Genomic DNA, 20,234 nt, shown 5'->3' with positions numbered 1-20,234 from the left:
AGATGGAAGTTTCACTTTATTGCTAGTTAATATGAGATGAAAATATAAAGGAGGAGATTGTGATGACACTTGCACGGATTTCTAGAGAAATGATTGGTACAATGTTAATCGCACTATTTGTGTTCTTATTATTTTTTGTTGATTTTACAAATGTATCATCGTTGCAAGCACTGATTCCTAAAAAGTGGATGAATGTAAATACAATTTTTTTAAGTATCTTTTTCGAAGCTGTTCCATTCATATTAATTGGTGTATTCATTTCAGCGGTTATTCAAGTATTTGTGACAGAAGACGTGATAAAGAAAGTGTTGCCTAAACATCCTATTGTTGCCATGTTTCCAGCAGCATTTGTTGGTGTATTATTTCCGATGTGTGAATGTGTAATTATTCCAATCATAAGAAGACTGATTCAAAAAGGATTACCTCTTCATGTAGGAATGGTAATTCTGGTTACCGCCCCTATATTAAACCCGGTTGTATTTTTGTCAACATTCTATGCGTTTCGCATGAATCCCACAATTGTATATGCTCGTTTTGGACTTGCTTTTCTTGTTGCTATATGTATCGGAGGTATTGTCTATTACTTATATCGTGACAAGAATGTATTGAAAGAAAGCAGTGTGATAAGTGAACATCAGCATTCAAAAAGGAGTTGGAAGGAGGTTGCTTCTCATGCAGCAGATGAGTTTTTTAGTACAGGAAAATATTTGTTAATTGGTGCATTTTTAGCTAGCTTATTTCAAACATTTTTAGATCGTCATTTCCTTGCCGAATTAGCGAACAGTAATCTCATTTCTCCACTTGTTATGATGGCTCTTGGTTATGTTTTATCTCTTTGCTCTGCAGCAGATGCATTTATTGCAGCATCATTTGGTCACATTTTTTCAGCAAAAGCTCTTCTCGCTTTTTTAGTGTTCGGACCAATGGTAGATTTGAAAAATACAATTATGTTATTTGCATATTTTCAAAAGAAGTTTGTGTTTCTGTTTATGGCGATTGTAACGATTAGCGTTTACGTTATCGTTCAACTTACCATGAAATAGGAGGCGAAGAAGGTGGAAGAACAGGAGAAAAGAGGATTTCATATTTATATTCGCGGCATTATATTGATTGGATTTGCGATGTTATTATTCAAACTGCTTATTACGGGACATATTGATAACTTTATTGCACCGCGTATGGTAAAACTGATTTATGTAGCAACCATTGTGTCTTTGTTACTTGGCTGTTTACAAGTGTGGCGAAGTGGAAATGAAAAGTTAAAGGCATGTCATTGCTGCGAGGAACATGTTCTCCCAAAAACGAAAATAGGAACTTGCTTCTTTTATGGATTATTTCTTATACCTATTATCAGTGCCTTTTTATTTTCAAGTGTATCACTTGATGGAAGTGTTGCTGCCAAGCGCGGAATGAATCAAAGTACACAAACGAAGCCACAAAAGGAAAATGACGATTGGAAGAGGTTATTAGTAGATGGAGAAGAACCGCAAACTGCTAATGTACCAAGTTCTCAAGCAAGTTCTCAAGCACCATCTGATGACCTAGAAAAGGAGTTACTGAAAAAGAAAAGCATACAAATAAATGATAAAAACTATATGGCTGCTATAGATATAATTGGTCGTGATGTTATTGGATTTAAAGGGAAAGAAATTAATTTTTCTGGGTTTGTATACCGTGATACAGACGTGAAAGGAGAGCAAGTTGTAGTTGCACGTTACGGTATTACGTGTTGCATAGCAGATGCTACCGTTTATGGAATGATTGTTTCCGGTGAAGGAATTACTAAATTACAAAATGAAACGTGGGTTACGATTACTGGAACATTAGATGAGACAACCTATAGAGGAGCTTTATTTCCACTTGTAAAAGTAAATAAAGTAGAAAAAATAGAAGCTCCGAAGCAACCGTATGTATACGAGCAATTAATACCGTAAACAAAAAGATGAGCTCATAATTGAGCTCATCTTAATTTGTATGTCAAATCATAGATTCTTCGCAATTCATTTCCCACTATTTTGAGATTCAAAATCATTCGTTTTTACTTTACTTACATAAAGGATTGTCAACTTTCACATAAAAATAGGAATGAGCTTCTCCCATTATACGCATAAGAGTTAAAGCTTTATAATCTACTTTATCTGCAAAAAAGACAGCATAGTCAGATATTGCATGCTCTTTATAGTTAGAATCTTTTTGTAAATCTATAAAAATATTGTTCAAGACTCGTTTTACAACATTCCAAAGCAGTTGCTCATCTAGTTGATAGAACTGACTTATATGTAAAAATAACTCGCCAAAGTGATTTTGCATTACGGAGTAAAATACTTTATTACGCATACTTTTTTCATCATCTACTAGAATCCTTGATTTATGATGAAATACGTTTACATCAAATCCCGCATTTTGTAAACGACCACGATGAACTCGAATACCTTCCCAGTCACGTACAAGTAGGCGGTCTGGTGTGCCATCTTTTTTAAATACAGGTACTGTATTTTGCAGGTGACCTTCTAATCCAATGCCATACTTAACCATGAGTGGAATAAAGCCAGTAAGAGCATTTGTTACATATTTTTCGATAAACATAACAATTGCATCGTGTAATGGTAAGTCATGGCTATCTTTGTACAACTCAATTAGTTCTGCTATGACTGGTTTATTTGCACCATGCATAGAAGAAACAAGGGCAGAACCGACAATAGCCCATTCGTCGTGTTTTACATAAGCATGAATGTTGTCGCGAATGACACAAGCGAGATTTTCGCTTCGTAATGTTTGTATTTCTTCATCTATGTCATTTGGATGAAGAAAATGAGCACCAGCTCGTTCCATAATTGGAACAAAGCGAGTTTCGTCAATCATCGTATCTTGCGTAACAACTTGTTTTAAAATATTGCTCATAAGTGGTCCATTATGAATGGTTTGTTCGGATAACGTCCGCACTTCTCCTGTTAAATGAATATTTGTTGTCAGTTTATAATGCGGTCTAATCGTTTCATATTGTTCAGGAAAGATTGTACGAAATGACATGCCTGCTAAATAATTCGCTTCATAATCAAATAAGATGATAATTTGTTTTTCAAGTTCAGCACTGTAAATTTCACGTAACGTATGAGTAGCTTGCCATGGATGAATCGGTAATAAAATGTAGTCATCTATTTTATCGCCAAGTCTTATTTCAGCTTCTACTTGGAGTACAGGTTCAAAAGAAAACAATAATGCATTCCAATTTTGTTCGTCCATAAAAGCAGCGCTTACATAATCTTGGTGTACAGCTACAAAGCGCAATGGAATTGTATTTTTAAACTCAGCTGAATAGGCAAGTGTTTCTTCCGGACTTAAACCTTTTCTCATTTTGGCACCAGGGTGACAAGGGTGACCTTCTATAACGAGCTGTTCAAAAAGGGCATATGGATCTTGTGCTTGAGAAGCAGCTTGTAGCGTTGAAACATTCTCGGTTTGTTCATGAAATGTATAAGCAAGAGCTAAATTGGCAGCGCTATTTGCGAGATCATCTTCAAACATATGAAAATAGGAAAGTGGTCCTTGCCAATCTTCATGTAGTAACAATGCCAATACTTCATTTGGATGTATAATTTCTGTTTGACTAGACGGTGAGATGAGAATGTAAGGTCCCTTTACAACAGGACGTTCAAAGGCATATATGTGTTGAATCGGTATAAGTAGATATGTATTTTGTTGTTTAAAATATAGTCCTTGTATCATTGAAAACTCGTCAAATTGATGAATATGAGTGTTTATATAATCTAGTAAATAGTCTGGGCAACGATGATCTGAAAATGATACAAACACCCCTTCGTGTTTTCTAAATATGATTCCAGTTCTTGTCATGTTACATATATTTTCACGTATGAAGGACGATAGTAGTCGTTCGAGTATACCAGTTCGTCCCTTTCGAATCATTTGTTGATAGGTTTCATGTAGTGGAGCATGATGTTGTTGTAAAAAAGAAAGTAAGTTTTGTTCCTCTACTGCTAACGTTTGAATTTTATTAAGGTTCATAGAAACCACCTTTCTCAATTTTTTAGTCTTTACAAAGAAGTGAGAATATTTTATATTGTTTTTACAGTGATACTGATAATCAATTTCAATTATAAAAGAAGCATTAAAAAATGCAACAAAAAATTTGAGGTGGTTCATATTCGCAAACTCTTCTTTAGTAGTTCATTTTTCTTATTTATGGGGAATTGGCTTGGAATGACTGCAATCAATTGGTACGTCTATGATCTGTATCATAGTGCTACATATTTAGGATGGATAAACTTTGTACGGCTCATTCCAATTGCATTGTTTAGTGTATATGCAGGGAAGCTTTGTGATCTGCATCCGCGTATTAAGTTAATGAAGTCGTATTCATTTTGGGGACTAGCAGTTACAACGTTACTTGCCATTTATGTTGTGTTTATTACTCCGTCCTTTTTTATTTTCCTTCTTTTCTCATTTGTGAGAGGAGTAATTAGTGCATTAGAAACACCAAATCGAAATACACTTCTTTCGGATATTGATACGAACAATCAAATTAGTAAACTTATATCTATGAATTCGTTTGTGATGAATGTTTGTCGCTCGACAGGGCCGGCTGTAGCTGGATTTCTAATTGCAGGAGGACATATTGAACTTACATTTACGATGCAGGCAGTTTGTTCACTGATTGCATTCATTCTTGTCTTACCAATGAAAGATCAAACGATGAAAAAACGAAACGAAAAGAAAAAGGCAAGCTGGGAACAAATTGTTCAATATTTCTCTCATGATCATATGGGAAGAAACATTTTTATCACATCAATGATTACAATGGCTTTTGGTTTTTCGTATACATCTGTATTGCCTGTACTTGTTTCACATCAATTTACGGGAAAAGCAGAAGTATTTGGCATTGCGATGTCTTCGGCAGCAATCGGTGCCATTATAGCAACCATTATTCTTCCTAAAGTGTTAGAGTACATCTCAGAAATTAGGATTTATTATATTAGTTTAGTTTTGTTTTCTATTAGTATAGCGCTCCTTATTATTAGTAATACATTTGTATTTTTTATACTACTATTCTCTATTGGCCTTTTTGGACAGTTGTTACGTTCCAGTAATCGTGTTTATTTTCAAAACAATGTCTGTGAAGAGGAACGAGGACTTATGCTTAGTGTTGTATTAATGGATCGAGGAATGATTCCACTCGGTTCAATTATAGTAAGTTATGCCATTGAATATGTGGGTATTTCTGAAACATTTGTAATGATGGGTACTTTATGTATAATCCCATTTGCATTTCAGTATATAAAAGTGAAACAACAAAAAGGGAAGGTGAAGAATTTTGTCCATTCAAAGTAAACAATCAAATCGAGTACAGGCGGAATATCGTATTTTAAATCGTTTTTGTAATGCATTAATTCGTGAAAAAAAATTATTAGAAAGTTGTGCGGTGCTAAAGCATGATTATGGTATTGAAATTATAGATTGTATGAATGAAGCAGAATTATTATTAGAAGTGCAACAAGAAGGGGCATTTGAACGATACGAATTTGCTTTTCCGCTCCGGTTTAAAGTAAGAGGGCATATTATATGGATTGATTCATTACAAATGTTTTTTGAGGAAGTAGCACCATTCTTCCAGCTTCATATTTCAGACTCCTTACAGAAAGAGTTACAGAACAGTGTAGAGAACCTAGAATTAGCTTATGAAGCATGGGAACAAAAACAAGAATGGGCAAAACAGCAGCTTGAAACAAACGTGATGTTTTTTGCAAAATACAAACCAAATAATCTATACCAATTCCTTGAAGAATTAAAACAATGTATGTCGTTTGACGAATTATTATATACAGAGTCATTAGTAATCGAAGGGCATCCACTTCATCCTTCAACAAAAACAAAACTTGGTTTATCAAAAGAAGAAGTAAAACGTTATGCTCCTGAATTTGAGCAAGTTGTTCCGTTATATGTATTGCTTGTTCATAAAGATGTAACAGCAGTTACAGGAGATAGCTTTGAAAAACCTGTATTATATGAAAATTTACCAGATTTATATGAAACTGCTTCTCAAATATTAGTAAGCAGAGGGGGCAGAATAGAAGACTTTTATCCATTTCTTGTTCATCCATGGCAATATGAGCATGTACTAACAGAGGAGTATGGGGAAGAGTTAGAGGAAGGACGTATTATTCCGATCCCATATCAACTTTCGTCCAGAGCGACGCTTTCATTTCGAACAATGAATCTATTAGAGTTACCGTATCATGTGAAGCTTCCAGTACGTGCACAAGCAACAAGTGCAGTTAGAACGGTATCACCAGAAATAACAGTAAATGGGCCAATTCTTTCTTCACTGTTTGATACGATTTATGCGAATGAGAAAGAGTTAGCACAGTCAGTAGTTGTCGTTCGTGAACGAGTTGGAGCTACTTTTACAAAACATAATGATTTTCATTTAGGAAGAAATTTAGCATTTATTTTACGTGAAAGCCCAAATGCATATAAGCAAGAGGGAGAATTATTATGGGTTGGAGCTAGTTTAACAGCAAGCAATCCATTAAAAGAAGAGGAACCTGTTATTGTAGATATGATGCGTACATATTTTGAAACAGAAACGATTGGTAAAAAAGAGGTATTTCACTATGTTGCTCATTACACTGAGAAAGTTATGATTCCTTTACTGCAACTTGTTTTACAATATGGAATTGCTTTAGAAGGACATATGCAAAACTCTATTATTGTTACAAAAGGCGGAGAGGTCCAACGTATTTTTGTACGTGATTTAGGAGGAGTCAGAATTCATAAGAAGACATTAGCAAAGGTAGTGGATATTGCTGAGGTTAAAGAAGCAGTCGTATTTACAGATGATATGAATGAGGTTTATAACAAGTTTATTCATTCGGTACTGCAAAACCATTTTGGGGATTTATTATTTACGTTGGCTCGCTCGATAGATGACGTACAGGAAAAAGAATTATGGAGAATTGTTGCTGCTATTGTTGAAGAGTACATGGTAGATGCAACCGAAGAGCAAAAGGCAGCTATATTTGCAAAGCAAATTGAAACGAAAGCATTGTTCGCAATGAGAATACAAGGTCAAGCAAAATCTTATTTGTATACAAGTTTTCATAATCCGCTTTGTATATAATAGGAGGAATAAACATGCTGCCTATCATGAAAGTAAACCTTTCAAAATTGAAGTATAATGCCATGATAATGAAACGATTATGCGAGCGTTCAAATATTATATGTTTTCCTGTAACAAAAGGGGTCGGCGCTGCAAAAGAAGTAATTGAAACCCTTCAGGAGGCAGGGTATACAAGATTTGCTGATTCTAGATTACAGCATCTTTATAAAATCCGTTCTATTGTAGGGAAAGAAGCTGAACTTTTATTAATTCGTGCACCAGCTTTGTCAGAAGTAGAAGAAACGGTTCTTTGTGCAGATATTAGTTTGAATTCTGAACTATGCATCATAGAAGCATTGGGAAGAGCAGCGAGAAGATACAGAACAACTCATCGTGTGATTTTAATGGTTGATTTAGGTGATCTTCGCGAAGGAATAATGCCATATGAAGTGGTGGATGCAGCGCAGAAAGTATCGAATATATCTGGAATTGTACTCGATGGTATTGGAGCGAATTTCACTTGTTTTAGCGGTGTTATTCCAACTGAACATTCTTTACAAGAATTAACGCAATTAGCAAAAATGGTAGAGAAGAAAATTGGGAAACCGCTTCGGTTTATCTCAGGTGGAAATTCAAGTTCGTTACCACTTATCATGCAAAGAAAACAGATTGGACGTGTTAACTCTTTACGGATTGGAGAAGCTATTTTTCTTGGGAAAGAAACAGCGTATGGAAAAAATATTTCTTTCATGTACCAAGATGTATTTTCAATTGAAGCGGAAATCATTGAAATAAAAAGAAAGCCGTCTATGCCAAAAGGCGTTATTGGAAAAGATGCATTTGGGCAAGTCCCGTATTTTGAAGATAAAGGGGAGCGACTACGAGCGATCGTTGCAATAGGAAGGCAGGACCTTGATATTAGCGGTTTACGACCTTCCGATAGGAATGTTGAAATTCTTGGTGGAAGTAGTGACCATTTAATTGTTGATATAACTGATAGTACACCGTATAGCATAGGGGATAAAATGACATTCGTTCCGGCGTATAGTGCATTGCAAAGCGGCATGGTTTCTTCACTTGTACAAAAAGAATATGTATATGATGATGTATTGCAAAAAGCGCTTATCTTATAAAGTGAAACTTCCGTCAGCGTGTTTGGATTGCGATGGCACTTGCGCAAGATACAGAGTTATTGCTATTAGATGAACCGACAACATATTTAGATATGGCCCATCAGTTAGAAATACTAGAGCTATTGAAAAAATTAAATGAAGAAGAAAACCGAACTGTTGTGATGGTTGTACACGATTTAAATCACGCGGCTAAATATGCGCATCACATTGTTGCGATTAAAGAGGGGAATAAAGTAATGGAAGGCGCACCAAAGGATGTTTTAAATAATGAATTGTTTGAAACAGTGTTTGGTGTGAAAGCTATGATCCAGTTGCCATGACGTATATGTGTATGCCGTATGCTTTACTTTCAGAGAAAAAAGAAAAGCAGGAAGAAAGAATTGTTGGGTAAAAAACTGTTGATAATCTTTGATATGGTACTTTATTTTAAGGGGATGAAAAAATGGAATATAGAATTGAAAGAGATACATTAGGAGAAATAAAAGTTCCAGCTGATAAATTATGGGCAGCACAAACGCAGCGCAGTAAAGAAAACTTTCCGATTGGTACAGAGCATATGCCGCTTGAAATTGTTCGAGCATTTGCGATTTTAAAGAAGAGTGCAGCGATTAGTAATCAGAAGTTAGGAAAACTAGCAGACGAAAAGGCAGCTGTAATTGTAGAGGCGGTTGATGAAATTTTATCTGGAAAATGGGACGAACATTTTCCGCTTGTTGTTTGGCAGACAGGAAGTGGTACACAGTCTAACATGAATGTGAATGAAGTGATCGCAAACCGCGGGAATCAAATTTTAAAAGAAAAAGGGCTGGATGTACACATTCATCCAAACGACGATGTAAACATGTCTCAAAGTTCAAATGATACGTTCCCCACAGCACTTCATGTTGCGTGTGTTATTGGAGTAGAAGAACAAGTATTACCAGCAATAGCTAAATTAAAGGAAACGTTAAAAGAAAAAGTAACTGCATTTTCGCATATTATTAAAATTGGTCGTACTCATTTGCAGGATGCAACGCCATTAACGTTAGGACAAGAAGTGAGCGGCTGGCATCGTATGCTTGAAAAGACAGAGCGTATGATAATAGAAAGCAGTACATATATGAAAGAACTCGCAATCGGTGGTACTGCGGTTGGAACAGGAATTAATGCCCATCCAAAATTCGGTGACATGGTTGCGGAAGAAATTAGTAACTTTACAGGAAAACAATTTGTATCAGCACCAAATAAATTTCATGCGCTAACAAGTCATGATGAAGTTGTCTATACGCACGGTGCCCTAAAAGCGTTAGCTGCTGATTTAATGAAAATTGCAAACGATGTACGCTGGCTTGCAAGTGGGCCGCGCAGTGGTCTTGGCGAAATTATTATTCCAGCAAACGAGCCAGGAAGTTCGATTATGCCAGGGAAAGTAAATCCAACGCAAAGTGAAGCTTTAACGATGGTTGCAGCGCAAGTAATGGGAAATGATGCAACAATTGGATTTGCGGCAAGTCAAGGAAACTTCGAATTAAATGTCTTTAAGCCAGTTATTGCGTATAACTTTTTGCAGTCAGCTAGATTATTAGCAGATGCGACTGTTTCATTTAATGATAATTGTGCAGTAGGTATTGAAGCAAATGAAGAAGTGATAGGACAACATTTAAATAACTCTTTGATGCTTGTAACAGCCTTAAACCCACATATCGGTTATGAAAATGCAGCAAAAATTGCAAAGCATGCACATAAAGAAGGGTTAACATTAAAGGAAGCGGCACTACAATCAGGATTATTAACAGAGGAACAATTCGATGAAATTGTAGATCCAAAGAAAATGATTGGGCCGAAGGAATAAATGAAATGTTTTATAACAAATAGGATTCTCACTTGTTTTATTTAGTAACAGAAAAACCAGGATATTCTTGATTAAGACAACATCTCTTATATAATATTATAGTTTTTATAAGAGAGGAAATGAGGAGAATAGATACAAGCAGAGATCATGTGCTTGATCTATTCTTTTTTTGTACAACATATGACTTCATTTACTACAACATAGAAGAACCGATGTTGCAGTAAGACCCTCAATAAGCTGTGTACAAAAAAATGAAGACCGCGCGGTCTTCATTTTAGTCGACGTAATTCTCGAAAGCGGAAGTCAATGTGATACCCTTGTTGAAGTATCGCACCCGTTAGTTGAACAACTCCATGGCTTATTTACACTGTTCATAATTTCCTTTGGATTAGAGATACCGTTCTCAATAAAAATAGTTGCCCAATCCTTAAACAATTTCATATAAGCTTTTTCATTCATATTTGAATTTAGGTGGGCTACTTAGGCATACATCCAATCTAAGCTTTGACCCTGAGCATAAACTGGTTATAAGTCTAATTTCAATAAGGAGTGAACCTAGAATCATGGTATATATACGACAAATGCCACCCTATGCCCTGAATCCCTGGGGTCTTCAACATTGTTTGTATCGTTTCACGTATATGTGGCTTAGAAACGGAGACAATTTCTGGTTTTTTTTGACGACTGTCGGGGAATCAAGAGTTTATGGCTATAGGTTTTTCGGCGGAAGATGGAATCATTATTCGGTTGCTTTAAGCGATATTGTTTCCTTCCATTGTTCTCCTCCGACTCCAACCCTATATTAAAACACTGCGCCTGACCTTCGTAATCGTATCGTTCAGTCTTACTTTAGAAGCGTCTGGGCTTTTGCATAATCAGAGATCGTTTTTTTGAATCTAATACTGTGATCACCAGATATCCGCCACCTGCGTGTTCCCTTCTCTGTATGCAAGATTTCATACATTCCTGTGAGAACAGCATTTGACAGTTCAAATCGTTCTCACAGCCTGCATGAAATCCTGTATATCTTTGGCATATAAAATCTGCGTTTTGCCGTCAGTATCCCTAACATTATTAATTGGTAACCTTTTTGTTACTACAAAACACATGTATTTGCCCCAATAAAAAAAGATCCCACCACCAGGCAAGATTCCACAAATATTTCAATCTAAAAATAAAAAAGGAGTCTTTTACATCACAATTTAAATGCTAATACATATCCATATTTAGGCCCAGTACCAGCGTAGCTACGTTTAGGGGCAAAGTAGTTTGTTTTGTAACATAAGCAATCCTTTTTGTTACTACAAAACATTTGTATATCAAGCGGATTTGTATACTTATTTTCTACTTTGCCCCTGATTACAAGAACGCTGGTACTGGGCCTTGTACTAAAAAGTACTGAAACAAACAACAAAAAAGAATCCTGCATAAGCAAGATTCTCACAAAAAATATGGTTATTCCTTCAGTCTAATTAGTAAAGAAGATGGAAGACGCCTCATCGTTCCAAGTTGATCCGACATAGCTGACATTGATACCGGATTGCACCCAGAATCTTGCCCCTCTGTAGTTACTATCCCAACACATAACTGTCCAGTTATGATTGTAACCCGCCTTCAACGAAGAGATTTTGTCGTTCCAAGTTGATCCGACATAGCTAATATTACTGGAAGCTCCAAAGTAACTCCCTCCGTAATTAGAATGTTGATAAAAATACGATTTATAATAAACAGCTTGGGCTGTAATCGTATTGTTCTTAGTATCCTTTTTACGCTCAACAACAGCACTCTGCAAATGATCATTTAAACGGTCTTGATTTGTAAACCCATAGACTACTCCCTCTGCTTTTGCAGCGTCATCGAAAACAAACTGGGTTACATTCTTTACATGCGAATCATCTTGTGCATATTTAACACCATCAATCATAACAGGCAAGTCTTTTAATTGAACCATACTCTCTGTTGAAGGCGTTTGTTTTGAAACTGAGGTTGATGTCGTATCGGCAAAAGCAGTAATAGGAATGATCGTCAAGACAAAAGTCAGTAATGTAATAACTATTTTCTTCAAAAAAATCCCTCCTAGATGGATATCTTTGCCTATCCCCCAAAAAGGAAAATAGGCTTAATTCATAAGGAATTTAAGTGTTACCCTCATTCCTCGAATCATTTCCGTACCCCAATCAACTCCTTTATAAATATTATTTTTTAATACTAACTAGTCGGTATTAATCAATTTATTATATGATGAAGAATGTGTTATTATTAATTAAATATTCAGTCTTTTAAAAAGGAGGTTGCTATGGGAATTTATCATCAGAAACAATCAGAAAACACCATTAACAAATTAATGCAATCAGGAATTGAATTGTTTTCTAAGCAAGGCTATTCTAGTACAAGTGTTGATCAAATTGTGAAACACGCTGGTTACTCTAAAGGTGCTTTCTATGCTCATTTTCCTAACAAAGAGGAGTTCTTGCTAAAGCTGATAAAAGAAGGTATTGATTTCTATTTTGAAGATTTAAAGGAAGTTCTTAATGAAAAGGATCGAGATTTACTAAATAAATTTAAAGAATATTCTATGCGTTTGGTAAATGAAGCTTATGAAAAAGGATCTTCTCCCATGCTCCTCCAAGGATGTATGATATCTAATCAATTACCTCTAATAAAAGAAAGGCTTATTTTCCAAATGGAAGAATGGAGATCATTCCTTACACATTTTTTTCAGAGAATGAAAGATGAAGGTATAATTGGAAGTTCATTAGATGCCAGAACTTTAGCAATTACAGGCATGGATATTTTTAATGGATTTAATTTGCAACATTTTGTAGACAATCGAATTCAAATACAGGACATGCTAAATGTTTTTGTTGAACTACTTCAAATCCAAGAACCTAATAAAGGGGTCCCGCCAACCAAATGACATAAAACCCACGTTAATACATTTTTTTGGAAGTTGAAACCTTGATTTCCGTACGCTAAGGGTTTTCTATGCTATAAAAAGACAATAAATAACCTGGATTATTTCGTAACAAAAAGGGTATCTAGGGGTGTCGTCAGCATTTTGGAAGAAAACCACGCTAAGCAAAAAATACAAAAAACCGTCCATCAGGACGGCTTTACTTTTTACATAATTCTTGTTATCGGAAGTTTTTTATAAACAATCAGAGGAGAATTTGTAGTATGTGTTCCTACTAATATTGTAGATGCCTCATTGGTGCGTTTGTCGTTGCGAGTTATACATTTAAATGGGAGTAAATAAGATAGATAGAGAATAGGAGGGAAATACATGCAATCTCAAAATTATAAGAACCATATTCGTATGCATCCTGTGTATCATTATGTATTGACACTTTTAGTTTTAGGAACGTTGGTAGGTGCAATTACAAATATGGTCCGCGCTATTAATGCGGGAACTAATATTCTTCAAGCTGTTATTCTTGTATTGATTATGATTATTATCGTTATCGTTGCAGCGCTTGTAAGAATCTATGCACTAAAGGCGCAAGACCGGGCAATTCGAGCAGAGGAAAGCCTTCGTTATTATGTACTAACCGGAAAGTTGCTCGATCCCGCCCTCAGTATGGGTCAAATTGTCGCGTTACGATTCGCTAGCGACAATGAGTTTGCAGATTTGTGTAAAAAAGCCTCTGCCGAAGGGCTAAAGCCGGATGACATTAAGAAAGCTATCAAGGATTGGAAGGCTGACCATAATCGCATTTAACTAGAGAAAAAACACGTTAGAATCAGGTTTCTAACGTGTTTTTTAGTGCTAGGATGATTTTTCCACTAAGTTTATCCCATAGTAAACTTCAGTCGATATCCAATCAAGTGAATACACGTAAAACGTACCTAACGAACATTAAGTAAATTTTTATTCGATTTTGCCGATTGAATATCGACCATGAAATCGATGGATGCATAGTTTTCTTTTAGACAAAATTGACTAAAATTTTATCTTTTTGTTGATAACAGAAACTGTTTCGGTTCTGTTGCATTAAAACCGCATTTATATCTTTTTAACAAAGCTACCTTTAGTTCACATAATTATCGTTATCGGAAATTATTTGATTTGTTTTTTTACTTTCTTATTCAACTCAAGCATTCTTTCGTTGAACAATGAATCGAGCATAATAATTACAGCAAAGATTTTACTGTCCGTAAAGGGTACCCGATTATTGTGCTATCGTTCTCCATTTATTTGAATTAAGGTCAAATTTTTAACTAAATAAATTGTGTCAATAGTTGGTTAAACTTGTCACGTTCTTCCCAGAAAGGACCATGACCACTATATTGAAACGGAACAAGCTGTGAATTTTTTATTTTTTGATTTAGTTCTTGAGCTTGTGCAAATGGAATTACTTTGTCGTGAATGCCGTGCAAGATTAAAGTAGGAACTGATATTTTTAGCAAATCAGTATATAGCTTCTCATCTCTTAGCATAACTACGACTGCGGCGGTTGACCAACCTGCCGCCTGTAATCCCATTTGAAAAAACCAGTTCGAGAATGGGCCAGTTATATACTGAAAGAAAAAACTATCTGTTACTTCCTGCATCATTTTAGGGCGATCATTTAATGTTTCTTTAAGAAATTTATTAGCAGTTTCTGTTGTAAAACCTACAGGAGCGGCAGCGCTTATAAGGACAAGTTTAGATACTCCATAACCATTATGTCGAGCAATATAACGAATAGCGATAGCCCCACCTGTAGAGTGACCCGCTAGTGTAAAGTTTTTCAATTGAAGTGCATCAATAACGGAGCGAATATCATCTGCCAATCGGTCATAGTTGTAGCCGTTCATTGGCTTATCCGAATTACCAAAGCCCCTCCAGTCTATGCCAATACAGCGGTAACCCATTGCGGGAAGAACATCAAACTGATACTCAAACTGTTTATGGCTTAATGGCCAACCATGTATAAACACTATGGTCTTGTTACCCCCTGGGTTAATATCTTCCACATATAGATTTACACCTGACTCTACAGTAACAAAGTATCCCATGCTAATTCCTCCGTAATTAATATGGTTTCAACAATAAGATATTCATTTTAGTTAACATAGATGAGTACCTAGCCCAATTGTAGGTCAGAAAAGCGAAAAAGAACGGGGTTTATTGAATTATTCTGCCATTTCGTTGAAGAAAGAACAATGAATGGGTATACATGTGAAGTCTATATAAGGTCCTATTATTTTGGGTTCTACCAAACGCAACGCTCGAATTCGTTATCGTGAACTCAAATCAAAAATCTGCATATATTATCTGGGTAATTTATCTATTTCAAAAAACAACGGAGGAATACTATGTTTACTTATTACCCTCGCCAAATGGTCGCTCACCCGATACTTCTTGAGGCTAGACAAATTTCTTCTAATCAAATTTTAATGACTTATGATAAACCAACTGATTTGGCATCTGCAACAAATGTTTCGAATTATTGGATTAGAAGTAATATGGGCCCCGTCGGTATTGCTAGTGTAGGAATGAAAGAGGCACTTATGGCAGAAAACGCTATACGTCCAGATATGGGAATGATAGCACCCGTTGATAATTCAAAAATGAGATTTGTTATAACTTTTAGAGTTAATGCAATGCAGGGCGTAATGTATACTGTGCTTCCATGCTTCGTTAACTTAGAGGGAATGTCAGGTTTCATGGGAGAAAATTGGGGTCCTAATAGTAAAAATATGTTTATTGGTATGTAGGTGAGAAAAAAATTGGAGATACTTTTAGATCAAAAAGTAAAATCATAAAAAATATTGATGAATAGATATTCATGGTCGGTTAACATAACGTCCTATTATTGGAATTTAATATGTTTAAAAGCTTATAAAAATCCCCTTTAGTAAAATGATTTTATTAAGTAACAGAAAAAACAGGGTATTCTCGATTAAGACTACATCTCTTATATAATATTATAGTTTTTATAAGAGAGGGAATGAGGAGAATAGATACAAGCAGAGATTATGTGCTTGATCTATTCTTTTTTTGTACAACATATGACCTCATTTACTACAACATAGAAGAACCGATGTTGCAGTAAGACCCTCAATAAGCTGTGTACAAAAAAATGAAGACCGCGCGGTCTTCATTTTAGTCAACATAGTTCTTGTTGTAGGAAACTAATAAAGTAATAAGGTTTACTTCAGTAAAATAAGGTATATTATATTTGTTGAATAGATTCTCTTTAAAGATAAGAAAAGTAGGTGAACAAAGTGGGAAAGTATCAATTGGATTACAAAAGTCAGGTAGCTGTGACAAAGTTTCATGAAAAACAGACGCCTGCCAAATTTGATAAAAAGCAGCAAATTGAAAAATTGCGTGCGGAGTATTTGAAAAAGAAGCAAAAACAAACAGATAAATAAATTGTGAAAAATGCTAGGGGTCCCGCCAACATTTCGCGGAAAACATACGCTAAGACATTTTTTTGGAAGTAAAAACCGCATTTTTTATACGCTAAGGGATTTTTCCAACATAAACCTTCGTTTTGGTGATTTTAAGTGGTACTTTTATTTTCCTTTTCGTATAACAATTCCGTATATCCAAAACCATAACTAAAAACAAATAACCACAAAAGCGATATTTAAACGTTTTTGGTTACGATTATTTACAATATTTGTCCTAACGTATATTTACCGCGTTTTGCTGGTGCTACCCCGTTAAGTGATATCAAAAACCTCTTATGTTCTTCTTCGATCTTTTTTAAAAAATGACACCTAAAATAAAAACGAGATCTTATTAGATCTCGTTTGCTTTTCAATATAATTTAAATACTCGATTTTATGTATCAAATTTTAGAACAACACGAGCACGTAACGATCTACCTTGCACTAATATAAATAGTTTATTACCCACCTACAATCTTTCGACTATAAACAAGCAGTTCACCACTCATACTAATGGTTCGTTCGACCGTACAAAATACCTGTACAACCATATATAACCTTTCGGCTATATATGACCGTTAGCCTTATAAGAGCTAAATTGCTCTCTAAAGCCTGCGGTACCCAGCACGATCTTAGCTCGACCCTATCCGATAAGTTGGAACCTCATTGTAATCATAGCAGCTAGCATACGACTACAATGAACCTTTTCCCCACCGAATAGAATCTTCTCTCCGACTGCACACAAACCACATAGTTTATATGAACTAATGACCTGTATACAATCTTTGACCGACCTATATACACCTCTGTTATGAACCATATATAGATCTGGGCTCAACCGTTACGTACCCGATACCTATATCATGAGCAAATTCATTTCAATGTATGCACACTATAATCATATGGTAACCATTTATAATTACCACCTATTTACAGTATATTTTGAATTTTTAGAAAATTTATAATTTTTAGTATTTACAAAATTCGAATCTGGATGTATGATAAGTACAAGCAAAACATACATATCAAAAAAGAAGGTGAATCCAGTGGGATAGAGCAAGGCGAATGTACAAATGATGTACAGGGTATAAAACCAAAATCTATTGAAAAAGAGGGTGGTGGTACCACCAGAGTAGTGGAAGGCGAAAGCGTATCTAGTAAACGCTGGGTAGTAAAAGTAAGATCTTTTTTCTAGAATATCTTCTATACCTTATTATTTTGATAAAAAGTTGCTTTTATCAAAATTAATAAAGAAAGGATTACGAATACCATGAATGAAGAAATAGTGTAAGCGACCTTGTGATTCCTAAGAGGATGATCGAGGTCGCTTACTGTTGTTTTATGCGCTTTTTTAATAAGGTTAACTTATCATTCTAGGAAGTTGATTATTTTTGCCGAACAAGTAATTTGAAAACTCCCCTTAGGGGTACCGCCAGCATTTTGGAAAAAAACCACGCTAAGCAAAAGAAATAAAATAAGCCGCCCATATGGACAGCTTATTTACATAATTATTGTTAGTGGAAGTTGTTTTACCTAAAAATAAATCCTTTACTATACATTTTTATTCATACCTTTAGAGGAGTTTTTTGCTACAAAATAGCCTGTCATTCCAGATATAAAGCTCGGTGGTAAACTCCAAAAAAAGAATCTCCAATTGTTTGTAATTACTGACAGAATGAGAAAAAAAACAGGAAGTCCTATCATGACCATGAGGGAAATTTTTTGATATTTGTTCAAAGGTTTACACTCCTTTCAAAATAAACAGCAAACCCCTCCCAGTGTTTAAGAGAAGGTTTACTGTTCTTTATATTTTTCTGGATCATTAACAAAAAAACGAACTTCTCCACATGTGGCACAAACATATGGAATTACTTCACTATACGTTGCATTTACAACAGCATGTTGGGATGGTTTGTTCAAAATACCAATACTGCCTCCCACAGCTTTCAGAAGGGATTTTGTCAACGGTATTTCGCATTGATTACAAATCTTTTCTTTCATATAGTTTCTCCTTCACATCCAACTATTTTCCTTATTGTACCATTTGAAAGAACCGATTTGTTTAGATTTTTGGACGTATATCGTATACATAATCGGTTAACATAACGCACTATTATTGGTACTGAAAAAGGATCTTCGATTGAAGATCCTTTTGTGTTGCTTATTGAACAATCGCGCCCGTTGGCTGAATAAGTAAATACCTCTGATTTCATTTTATTGTACAATAAACATATTTTTTCGCTGTAAAGTCCTATCTTACTTTTTATGTTATTTATTTCTGGACGATACCTAGCAATCTTCTACCCATTAACCATATTGCCAGACCAGTTCCCCACAATATTAGGGCAGAGCCAAAGCCTACTACAGACATAAATGCATTTATCTGATGTTCCCCCAGTGTGACCTTCTCAGGCACAAACAACAATGTAATAATAGCAAGTAAACAAAGGAGTGCGCCTGTAAAATAATAGAGTCTAACTTGGAATAGAGGGGCCAATGGGATAAAATGAGCACCGACAATAATAGCTATTACGAGAGGTATAAGTTCAGTGTGACGAGTAGCGTTACAGACAGCAATCGCAATTGCTATAGCTAAACCCTCTGCCGCGAAAATAATGTTAAACCAAAACCTCGTACGCTTCCCACGCCTTAAATCTGTTTTTGAAACTTGATTCGTTAATTGTCGCGATGCACGTATTAATGAAACACCGCCGACGAACAGAGCTATACCTATGGCAATAGCAGTAACTAACAACAATGGAACTCCCCAGCCTTGCAATCCCATAATTCCTGTGTACGCCCACAGAGTACCGAAAAACGCCAGGAAAAATACACCAGATGCCGTTCCGCGTACTGCGGCTCCAGGAATAGTTCTTGAAGTTTGTGTCACAAATAAAACTCTCCTTTTAACATAAGTATTTGTTCATTGCAACCACATATCAACTTACATGAGTATAAAGCAGTTTATTCACGAAAAAATCCTATATACCTTTTTACATTTATATTCAGGTGGGCAAATTACTGAACTATTTTGCTTCTTCAACTATATGGCCCTTTAGTTGAAGAAGATCCGAAAGGGTTGAATGCATACTCTATACAAATCTAGTTCACATAACACAAAATTATCGGGATTCAATGTATTTAGAAGACTATTAAAAGTCCTCCAGATTGTTTAACTGGAGGACTTTCGTGTTCACATAATTATCGTTATTGGAAGTTAGTTATATTTTTCTACGTACGAAATAAAAAGCTAAGGAACCCATAATAATAGGTGTAACCAAACTAGAAGAATATGGATTTTTAAGAAGAAAGAGTATACGTATATAGATAACAGCTAGTCCTATAAATACAGGAATTCCAAATCGAAACTCTCTACATTGTTTTATGTTCCTGTATAATACTTCTCCAATTAGGCAAGCTACAAGATCTAGTATACTACCATAAATGGTGAGAATTATAGTGAATCCAATTATGGTAGGCCAATTCAAATCAGTCTGGTAAGAATAACTAGGATCAGAAATATATGGTATTAAGGACCATATGATATTAAAAGTAAGCAGACTTGCAGCAGAACTAATTAAAAATTTTTTCATTTGTATCTCCTATATAACGCATAATTTTATTTCTATTATATGACAATTCTTATTATGTAAGATAGATAAAATAGAATATGAATATCATATACATGCCCGGTTAACATAACGTAACATTATCGGAAGTTTTTTATAAACTATCAGAGGAGAATTTGTAGTATGTGTTCCTACTAATATTGTAG

Annotated in this window: 17 protein-coding genes and 1 pseudogene; 11 read left to right on the top strand and 7 right to left on the bottom strand. The window is 35.3% G+C overall.

The window, feature by feature from the left end; translation table 11 throughout:
* Window positions 1-62: 62 nt before the first annotated feature.
* The gene (locus tag ACTDJC_RS08400; RefSeq protein ID WP_253629165.1) at window positions 63-1,043 is read left to right on the top strand and encodes a permease; all 981 of its coding nucleotides are present in this window, start codon (window positions 63-65) and stop codon (window positions 1,041-1,043) included.
* 12 nt (window positions 1,044-1,055) lie between these two features.
* Window positions 1,056-1,934 (top strand): TIGR03943 family putative permease subunit, encoded by an 879-nt coding sequence (locus tag ACTDJC_RS08395; protein ID WP_440603141.1) that lies wholly within the window; start codon window positions 1,056-1,058, stop codon window positions 1,932-1,934.
* Window positions 1,935-2,043: 109 nt separating this feature from the next.
* Here the strand turns inward: ACTDJC_RS08395 and ACTDJC_RS08390 are convergent, their stop codons facing one another.
* On the bottom strand, window positions 2,044-4,023 hold the full coding sequence (locus ACTDJC_RS08390; protein WP_098310355.1) for an IucA/IucC family protein: 1,980 nt from the start codon (window positions 4,021-4,023) through the stop codon (window positions 2,044-2,046).
* A gap of 39 nt (window positions 4,024-4,062) precedes the next feature.
* On the opposite strand from ACTDJC_RS08390, the gene ACTDJC_RS08385 reads away from it, so the two are divergent.
* From ACTDJC_RS08385 to fumC, 5 genes and pseudogenes are all read left to right on the top strand, one after another.
* Window positions 4,063-5,346 (top strand): MFS transporter, encoded by a 1,284-nt coding sequence (locus ACTDJC_RS08385; protein WP_440603140.1) that lies wholly within the window; start codon window positions 4,063-4,065, stop codon window positions 5,344-5,346.
* Complete coding sequence (locus tag ACTDJC_RS08380) at window positions 5,330-7,135, top strand: IucA/IucC family protein (protein WP_098310354.1); 1,806 nt, start codon at window positions 5,330-5,332, stop codon at window positions 7,133-7,135. The genes ACTDJC_RS08385 and ACTDJC_RS08380 overlap by 17 nt, the downstream gene beginning before the upstream one ends.
* Before the next feature lie 14 nt (window positions 7,136-7,149).
* A complete protein-coding gene (locus tag ACTDJC_RS08375; RefSeq protein WP_098310353.1) occupies window positions 7,150-8,247 on the top strand; it encodes an alanine/ornithine racemase family PLP-dependent enzyme in 1,098 nt (365 codons plus the stop codon).
* A gap of 11 nt (window positions 8,248-8,258) precedes the next feature.
* Window positions 8,259-8,555 (top strand): annotated as a pseudogene (fecE, locus tag ACTDJC_RS08370) (Fe(3+) dicitrate ABC transporter ATP-binding protein FecE); the annotation flags it as partial.
* Window positions 8,556-8,689: 134 nt separating this feature from the next.
* The gene (fumC, locus tag ACTDJC_RS08365) at window positions 8,690-10,078 is read left to right on the top strand and encodes a class II fumarate hydratase (protein WP_098310352.1); all 1,389 of its coding nucleotides are present in this window, start codon (window positions 8,690-8,692) and stop codon (window positions 10,076-10,078) included.
* 1,468 nt (window positions 10,079-11,546) lie between these two features.
* Here the strand turns inward: fumC and ACTDJC_RS08360 are convergent.
* A complete protein-coding gene (locus ACTDJC_RS08360) occupies window positions 11,547-12,143 on the bottom strand; it encodes a peptidase inhibitor family I36 protein (protein WP_098311035.1) in 597 nt (198 codons plus the stop codon).
* Window positions 12,144-12,374: 231 nt separating this feature from the next.
* On the opposite strand from ACTDJC_RS08360, the gene ACTDJC_RS08355 reads away from it, so the two are divergent.
* Both ACTDJC_RS08355 and ACTDJC_RS08350 read left to right on the top strand, forming a co-directional pair.
* Window positions 12,375-12,995, top strand: a complete 621-nt coding sequence (locus ACTDJC_RS08355) for a TetR/AcrR family transcriptional regulator (RefSeq protein ID WP_440603139.1) — start codon at window positions 12,375-12,377, stop codon at window positions 12,993-12,995.
* 366 nt (window positions 12,996-13,361) lie between these two features.
* The gene (locus ACTDJC_RS08350; protein ID WP_098311037.1) at window positions 13,362-13,796 is read left to right on the top strand and encodes a DUF6526 family protein; all 435 of its coding nucleotides are present in this window, start codon (window positions 13,362-13,364) and stop codon (window positions 13,794-13,796) included.
* Between the two features lie 500 nt (window positions 13,797-14,296).
* Here the strand turns inward: ACTDJC_RS08350 and ACTDJC_RS08345 are convergent, their stop codons facing one another.
* The gene (locus ACTDJC_RS08345) at window positions 14,297-15,076 is read right to left on the bottom strand and encodes an alpha/beta fold hydrolase (protein WP_098311038.1); all 780 of its coding nucleotides are present in this window, start codon (window positions 15,074-15,076) and stop codon (window positions 14,297-14,299) included.
* Between the two features lie 300 nt (window positions 15,077-15,376).
* On the opposite strand from ACTDJC_RS08345, the gene ACTDJC_RS08340 reads away from it, so the two are divergent.
* Complete coding sequence (locus tag ACTDJC_RS08340) at window positions 15,377-15,778, top strand: hypothetical protein (protein WP_098311039.1); 402 nt, start codon at window positions 15,377-15,379, stop codon at window positions 15,776-15,778.
* 510 nt (window positions 15,779-16,288) lie between these two features.
* Complete coding sequence (locus ACTDJC_RS08335) at window positions 16,289-16,438, top strand: hypothetical protein (RefSeq protein ID WP_098311040.1); 150 nt, start codon at window positions 16,289-16,291, stop codon at window positions 16,436-16,438.
* A 1,572-nt stretch (window positions 16,439-18,010) separates the two neighbouring features.
* On the opposite strand, the gene ACTDJC_RS08330 is transcribed toward ACTDJC_RS08335, so the two are convergent.
* The 4 genes from ACTDJC_RS08330 to ACTDJC_RS08315 all read right to left on the bottom strand — a co-directional run bounded on the left by ACTDJC_RS08330 (window position 18,011) and on the right by ACTDJC_RS08315 (window position 20,052).
* Window positions 18,011-18,196 (bottom strand): hypothetical protein, encoded by a 186-nt coding sequence (locus ACTDJC_RS08330; RefSeq protein WP_440603138.1) that lies wholly within the window; start codon window positions 18,194-18,196, stop codon window positions 18,011-18,013.
* A 57-nt stretch (window positions 18,197-18,253) separates the two neighbouring features.
* A complete protein-coding gene (locus ACTDJC_RS08325) occupies window positions 18,254-18,460 on the bottom strand; it encodes a hypothetical protein (protein WP_440603137.1) in 207 nt (68 codons plus the stop codon).
* Window positions 18,461-18,731: 271 nt separating this feature from the next.
* Window positions 18,732-19,349: a DUF7010 family protein gene (locus tag ACTDJC_RS08320; protein WP_440603136.1), complete on the bottom strand. Its 618-nt coding sequence runs from the start codon at window positions 19,347-19,349 to the stop codon at window positions 18,732-18,734.
* A gap of 331 nt (window positions 19,350-19,680) precedes the next feature.
* A complete protein-coding gene (locus ACTDJC_RS08315) occupies window positions 19,681-20,052 on the bottom strand; it encodes a hypothetical protein (RefSeq protein ID WP_440603135.1) in 372 nt (123 codons plus the stop codon).
* Window positions 20,053-20,234: the final 182 nt, after the last annotated feature.

The organism is Bacillus sp. GB_SG_008, assembly GCF_052038115.1.
Lineage (GTDB): Bacteria > Bacillota > Bacilli > Bacillales > Bacillaceae_G > Bacillus_A > Bacillus_A rhizoplanae.
Note: the sequence above shows the minus strand (reverse complement) of the source record. Positions and strands in the feature narration are given on the sequence as shown.

What these genes read in the sequence shown, in the direction of transcription:
- ACTDJC_RS08350 (WP_098311037.1), top strand. Translation starts at nt 13,362, where the DNA reads ATGCAATCTCAAAATTATAAGAACCATATTCGTATGCATCCTGTGTAT.
- ACTDJC_RS08315 (WP_440603135.1), bottom strand. Translation starts at nt 20,052, where the DNA reads ATGAAAAAATTTTTAATTAGTTCTGCTGCAAGTCTGCTTACTTTTAAT.
- ACTDJC_RS08345 (WP_098311038.1), bottom strand. Translation starts at nt 15,076, where the DNA reads ATGGGATACTTTGTTACTGTAGAGTCAGGTGTAAATCTATATGTGGAA.
- ACTDJC_RS08355 (WP_440603139.1), top strand. Translation starts at nt 12,375, where the DNA reads ATGGGAATTTATCATCAGAAACAATCAGAAAACACCATTAACAAATTA.
- ACTDJC_RS08375 (WP_098310353.1), top strand. Translation starts at nt 7,150, where the DNA reads ATGCTGCCTATCATGAAAGTAAACCTTTCAAAATTGAAGTATAATGCC.
- ACTDJC_RS08400 (WP_253629165.1), top strand. Translation starts at nt 63, where the DNA reads ATGACACTTGCACGGATTTCTAGAGAAATGATTGGTACAATGTTAATC.
- ACTDJC_RS08325 (WP_440603137.1), bottom strand. Translation starts at nt 18,460, where the DNA reads ATGAAAGAAAAGATTTGTAATCAATGCGAAATACCGTTGACAAAATCC.
- ACTDJC_RS08390 (WP_098310355.1), bottom strand. Translation starts at nt 4,023, where the DNA reads ATGAACCTTAATAAAATTCAAACGTTAGCAGTAGAGGAACAAAACTTA.
- ACTDJC_RS08340 (WP_098311039.1), top strand. Translation starts at nt 15,377, where the DNA reads ATGTTTACTTATTACCCTCGCCAAATGGTCGCTCACCCGATACTTCTT.
- fumC (WP_098310352.1), top strand. Translation starts at nt 8,690, where the DNA reads ATGGAATATAGAATTGAAAGAGATACATTAGGAGAAATAAAAGTTCCA.